Annotated in this window: 9 protein-coding genes; 4 read left to right on the plus strand and 5 right to left on the minus strand. The window is 36.4% G+C overall.

Annotated features, from left to right (window positions below; translation table 11 throughout):
• Nucleotides 1-17 precede the first annotated feature (17 nt).
• The 5 genes from cysC to PSN35_RS05940 are packed head-to-tail and all read right to left on the minus strand — an operon-like array spanning nucleotide 18 to nucleotide 3,492.
• On the minus strand, nucleotides 18-620 hold the full coding sequence (gene cysC / locus PSN35_RS05920; RefSeq protein ID WP_300030791.1) for an adenylyl-sulfate kinase: 603 nt from the start codon (nucleotides 618-620) through the stop codon (nucleotides 18-20).
• Nucleotides 621-626: 6 nt separating this feature from the next.
• Nucleotides 627-1,589 carry a sulfotransferase gene (locus PSN35_RS05925; protein ID WP_300030794.1) on the minus strand — a complete coding sequence of 321 codons (963 nt, stop codon included), beginning with the start codon at nucleotides 1,587-1,589 and terminating at the stop codon, nucleotides 627-629.
• Between the two features lie 3 nt (nucleotides 1,590-1,592).
• Nucleotides 1,593-1,955 carry a hypothetical protein gene (locus PSN35_RS05930; protein ID WP_300030797.1) on the minus strand — a complete coding sequence of 121 codons (363 nt, stop codon included), beginning with the start codon at nucleotides 1,953-1,955 and terminating at the stop codon, nucleotides 1,593-1,595.
• Nucleotides 1,952-2,161, minus strand: coding sequence for a hypothetical protein (locus tag PSN35_RS05935; RefSeq protein WP_300030800.1), 210 nt, complete (start codon nucleotides 2,159-2,161; stop codon nucleotides 1,952-1,954). Before PSN35_RS05935 ends, PSN35_RS05930 begins: the two co-directional genes overlap by 4 nt.
• Nucleotides 2,149-3,492, minus strand: a complete 1,344-nt coding sequence (locus PSN35_RS05940) for an arylsulfotransferase family protein (RefSeq protein WP_300030803.1) — start codon at nucleotides 3,490-3,492, stop codon at nucleotides 2,149-2,151. The genes PSN35_RS05935 and PSN35_RS05940 overlap by 13 nt, the downstream gene beginning before the upstream one ends.
• A gap of 65 nt (nucleotides 3,493-3,557) precedes the next feature.
• On the opposite strand from PSN35_RS05940, the gene PSN35_RS05945 reads away from it, so the two are divergent.
• The 4 genes from PSN35_RS05945 to PSN35_RS05960 form a co-directional block, all read left to right on the plus strand.
• Entirely contained in the window at nucleotides 3,558-3,815 is a 258-nt protein-coding gene (locus tag PSN35_RS05945) for a helix-turn-helix transcriptional regulator (RefSeq protein ID WP_300030806.1), read from the plus strand.
• Between the two features lie 384 nt (nucleotides 3,816-4,199).
• Nucleotides 4,200-4,457: a type II toxin-antitoxin system HicA family toxin gene (locus tag PSN35_RS05950; protein WP_300030809.1), complete on the plus strand. Its 258-nt coding sequence runs from the start codon at nucleotides 4,200-4,202 to the stop codon at nucleotides 4,455-4,457.
• Complete coding sequence (locus tag PSN35_RS05955; protein ID WP_300030812.1) at nucleotides 4,454-4,786, plus strand: type II toxin-antitoxin system HicB family antitoxin; 333 nt, start codon at nucleotides 4,454-4,456, stop codon at nucleotides 4,784-4,786. Before PSN35_RS05950 ends, PSN35_RS05955 begins: the two co-directional genes overlap by 4 nt.
• A gap of 3 nt (nucleotides 4,787-4,789) precedes the next feature.
• Nucleotides 4,790-5,049 (plus strand): exonuclease domain-containing protein (locus PSN35_RS05960; protein ID WP_300030815.1); only part of this gene is annotated, 260 nt, incomplete at its 3' end.

Here is a 5,049-nt window from a genome sequence, read left to right on the forward strand (position 1 = left end):
GCTGGGTTTTTTATTGCCTAAAATCCAATGATCGCCCTACTTTTTAAAATATTAATAACCTTGGAAACTGATTCTTCTAACTTTTCCAAATCTGTATCTATTATTATTTCAGGGTTTTCTGATGGTTCATAAGGAGAGTCAATACCTGTATAATTTTTAATCTGTCCTGATCTTGCTCGTTTATACAGCCCTTTAACATCTCTTAACTCGCAAGTGGCTAAGCTAGCACGACAATAAACTTCTATAAAATCATCACGAGTTATCAACTCGCGAGCTGCACGTCTATCTTGTTTAAATGGACTAATAAAGGCAGTCATCACAATCGTACCAGCCTCTATCATTAATTTAGCGACTTCGCTAATACGACGTATGTTTTCCTTACGATCTGCATCGTCAAATCCAAGGTCTGATGATAGCCCATGCCTTATATTGTCGCCATCTAGTACAAAGGTTTTGCAGCCCTTGCCAAATAACTCTTCCTCTACTGCATGCGCTAAAGTTGACTTTCCAGACCCAGAAAGCCCCGTAAACCATAACACAACAGACTTATGTCCGTTTTCCTGATTACGCCTATTACGAGTGACCGTTGCATGATGATAAATTATATTTTCACTTTTCATAAAAAATTAAATGGCGATCTTATTTAGATTGTCATATAAAATTTTGCATTTTTGATATAACTCCTGATTACAATCAGTTTTAATATTTTTTCTCATGTCTCTAAATTCAAAATCATAACTACTTATTTCCAAAAAGTTACTAATTTTCTGCCATGATTCCCCAGAGTGTAATAATCCCCCGTTCACAAACACTATATTAGGATCTCCCTTATGCGCTTTGATTAACTTAGTATAAAGCTGCCACCACTGCTCTAACCAATGGTCGATACAATCTGGATTTGGATAGTCAAATTTTTCTGAAGTTATAGGCTGATAAGAGAGTCCGAATTCACTGTGATAAATCCAATCCATATAATTCTTAATAAAACTATCTTCTTGTTGAACTTTAGAAAATTCCAAGTGCTGCTTTAATAAAGAGTATGCATGGTTGAGAGGATCTTTAAAAACGATTAATATTTTGGCACTGGGTAATATTTTTTGTAAAACATTAATTCGATTGACATTTTGGTTGTTTTTACTCAAATATCTGCGTTGCTGATAACTGTGCTGAATTAATCCAATATAATTTTCAAACTGCTTACTTGCCTCCTGATTAGAGAATGTCTGCCAAAAAACCTCCTCAAATGCCTCTGGAGAATTGGTGTCAACCATAATTCCATCCCCATGAGCTCGCTCAGCTTTCTCTTGAACATTGCTTTTATCACTTATCTTTCCCCATAAGTTAGGCGCCATTATAAATGGCATATTTGTATAAGAGAGAGACGCAAACTTCCCTGAGGCATGAATAGCTTCTAAAAGTATGGTGGTACCTGAGCGAGCTAACCCTGTAACAAAAACAGGATCCCTGACTTCAGAGGTTGTTTTTTTTAAAAAAATAGCCTTTTCAAAATCAAACGACATCTCGCGCATAAATCGAGAAGAGAGCGCAATTCTATGAAGAAGTTGCTGCCAAAAATTATAATTATTCATTCACTACCGCCCCATTAATTTTGGGCGAATTTTCAGATAAAACAGCGATAACAGTAGCATCTCTACCATTCCGATTACTGAAATTGAAAACTGGAAAAATCCGTCAAAGAGCCACGCAAAAGCAGAAAACAGGCCTATGATCAATAACAATACACCTAAAAATTTCAGCGCATTGATAATAATAATTAAAGCGTATTTTGGAATTATCTTCTCTTTCCAGTGGTCGCTAATATGATTGGATGACATTAATTTTATAAAACTTGAAAGTTTTTCAATCATCTTGCTTACAAAAACCAACGCATCCATGCGTAAAAACAACTCTATCGTAACAACAACAAAAACAGTTAATATGAGATGGTTGATCAAGATTTTTCTGCTTTACGGCGCTTTAACCATCTTTTAACAGGATAGTAGATAAAGCCAAATATAGCCATAAATATCGCTGCCAATATGCCAAATACTACCGCAATAGCACCACCTCCCATGCCAGGGCCAATATAGGCACTAGCAGGAAAAGAGGTTATTAATAGAATAGGCAATATGAGCCTGCTAATATATTTTACTGTTTGCATGAGTTTCCTTTTAATTGTGCAAGAATAGGCTTCGCCTCTTGCTGAGTTAGATAGCGACTCCACGATGACATGGCAATCTTCTCTTCATCAATTCTGCGTACATACTCCCACTTTACCTCATCACTACTCACCCGTAGGATTCGTCCATTGTTTGACTCATCAATGAATAGGTCACCATTCGCTAGCGGTGTACCACGCCCCTCTGTTAAGGTTTTTACATCCATCTGTTGCATAATTTTTTGATAAGGCTCGCTAATTTGATCAGTTTCAAAATCATAAAAATAGACGCTGTTATGACCATTGAATAGTGCACGTTTTTCACCACTATCGATCACATCATTTCCAAATAGCGAAATAGTATGGTCATCAACAAAATTTAGATCATGCTGATTCATCCACGGACCCGTTTTTAGCCAAAGAATTTTATTAGTCGAAGGGCGATAAAGCATCACTGTACTACGGTGGCGTAGACTTAACAATAGGTCGCCTTTTTGCCAATAATTTGAGTCCGTCAATGCTGGTTGAATATCATTTAAATGTACAGGGTCATTGTCGCCACCTACAGCCATTAAACCTCGGTAGCCATTTTCCACCAATATTTCTGCTACTGATTTTTTAAACAAAACCTCTCCGGCGGGCGATATTTTAGCAATTGCATCATCACGAAACTTTGCAAGTTGTGGATAACTATGAGGATAGATAACTGAAGGGGTCCAGATATTGCCCTCATGATCTTGCTCATTACTATGGTGAAAAGTGCCATCTACAAATAGATTGCTTTCGGCACATAAATCCATACCGTGCAACCCAGAATCCGTGTTAAAAACCAGTCCACCGTCTGCCTGTGGCAAGGGATGTGTGAGTCTAAAATTTGATTTAGCTATATAATCATAACTGTACTCTTCACTTAGAATATTTAAATCATTCAAAGCGTCAATATCAGGCACCCACTCATGTAGTGTTTTTTGACTGTTAATTTGGATCAGTTGCACGGTGGCTTGCGCCTGATCAGCATCATAACTACTTAATAACAGATAGCCATTATCAGTCAAAACTCCGGCAGGAAGTTTGCCGTCTTTTTTAAAGCCATCCAGATTTGCAAATCGCTCATCACTAATCATTTGTCCTTGTCCTTGTCCTGCCACTATATCTCTAACCAAAGAAGGAAATTCAGCAATCTTTAACAACCCTTCACCAAAAGCACCTAGCCTTGGTTCTGGTACCAATATCACATGCCGTACTGACGCACCGAATAGAACCGAACCAATGATGCCGATAAACAGCAATACCATGACTAAATACAACGACACTTTTTTCTCTAAATTTAACAAACCACACTCCATATATAAAAATATCTCGATTTGGGATAGGATTTTTATAAACCTAAAATGGGTTTATGGTTCATATTAAATTCAGAAAATCAATTTATTCAAAGCAGCATATTGCTTTGCGTGATTTCTGGATTGACAGGAGAAAAGAACTCGGCTTATCTCAAGTAGAGCTTGCTGAAAAAATTACCGTTGTTCAATCACTCATTGCTAAAATTGAAACTGGCGATAGGCGACTAGATGTTGTAGAGATGGTTGACTACGCCCAAGCCTTAGAAGTCGATCCACACACTATTATCGACTTAATCATCAATCAAAAATCTTAAGATTTTTGATATCCTTCCCTTTTATAAATAAATCCAATCATTCTTATCGCACCCCAAGGGCATTTCCTCGCTTCGCTCACAGCAAAGGTTGAGATTGTTTTTAAGGGTGAGCTCTTTTTGGATACTTTTTCTACTGCGCGAAGCCTGCCCTTGGGGTGCACTAGAAAAAGTATCAAGCCCCAAATAAAAATCTTTGGTTTTTTAAAAGGGTTTAACTAAAAAAAATTTAGGAAATTACTGAAATGGATCCAAAATTTTATTCAAATAGGCCATTTTTAGCCTGAAAATGGCGCTTTATTAGGTAAAAACAGGGAGACATTGCCGAATTTTGAAAAATTTCAGAAATAATGAAAATGATATTATTTTATGATATCATTAACAAAAATGAATAACAAACATAAGAAAATACTGGAAAAGCTTTTAACCAAACCAGTTTTAAGCAATATTAAGTTTGACGATGTAGATAAATTACTAATTGCGCTTGATTTGGAGAGGATAGAAGCAAGTGGATCTAGAATTACCTATAAATTTGATGATGATAACTTTATAACTTTGCATAAACCACATCCAAATAATGAAATTAAGCGCTACATTGTTAAAAAATTGCAAATTTTCTTATCAAATATAGGAGTGAAAAAATGAACTATAAAGGCTATGAAGCATCCATTCATTTTGATGAAGAAGATAAAATTTTCTGGGGCGAGGTGGTTAATCTTGGTAGTAAATCCATGATTTTGTTTCATTCAGAAAATGCAAATGATTTGGAAAGTGAATTTCATGCTTCTGTTGATGCATACTTAGAGACTTGTGCAACAACTGGTTGCACACCAAAAAAGCCATTTAGTGGGAAAATGTTAATTAGAACTACGCCAAGCATTCACGCAAAAGCTGTGGCCAGTGCAAAAACACAAGGTATTAGTGTTAATAAGTTAGTCGAACAAGCAATTATTGAAAGAGTACAGACACATTAACCCATGAAAACATTTTATTGGTACGACTACGAAACTTTTGGAATTAGCCCGAAAGTAGACAGAATTTCTCAATTTGCAGGCATTCGAACAGATGAGAATCTCAATATTCTTGACGAGCATATGTTTTATTGCAAGCCAACTCATGATTGTCTGCCTTCGCCTGAAGCTTGTGCCGTTACTGGTATTAGCCCACAACTATGCGAACAAAAAGGCATGATTGAGCATGAATTTATTAAAAAAATTCATCAAGAGTTTTCAACGCC

It is taken from the genome of Candidatus Thioglobus sp., assembly GCF_028599055.1.
GTDB lineage: Bacteria > Pseudomonadota > Gammaproteobacteria > PS1 > Pseudothioglobaceae > Thioglobus_A.

What these genes read in the sequence shown, in the direction of transcription:
- cysC (WP_300030791.1), bottom strand. Translation starts at nt 620, where the DNA reads ATGAAAAGTGAAAATATAATTTATCATCATGCAACGGTCACTCGTAAT.
- PSN35_RS05925 (WP_300030794.1), bottom strand. Translation starts at nt 1,589, where the DNA reads ATGAATAATTATAATTTTTGGCAGCAACTTCTTCATAGAATTGCGCTC.
- PSN35_RS05935 (WP_300030800.1), bottom strand. Translation starts at nt 2,161, where the DNA reads ATGCAAACAGTAAAATATATTAGCAGGCTCATATTGCCTATTCTATTA.
- PSN35_RS05945 (WP_300030806.1), top strand. Translation starts at nt 3,558, where the DNA reads ATGGTTCATATTAAATTCAGAAAATCAATTTATTCAAAGCAGCATATT.
- PSN35_RS05950 (WP_300030809.1), top strand. Translation starts at nt 4,200, where the DNA reads ATGAATAACAAACATAAGAAAATACTGGAAAAGCTTTTAACCAAACCA.
- PSN35_RS05955 (WP_300030812.1), top strand. Translation starts at nt 4,454, where the DNA reads ATGAACTATAAAGGCTATGAAGCATCCATTCATTTTGATGAAGAAGAT.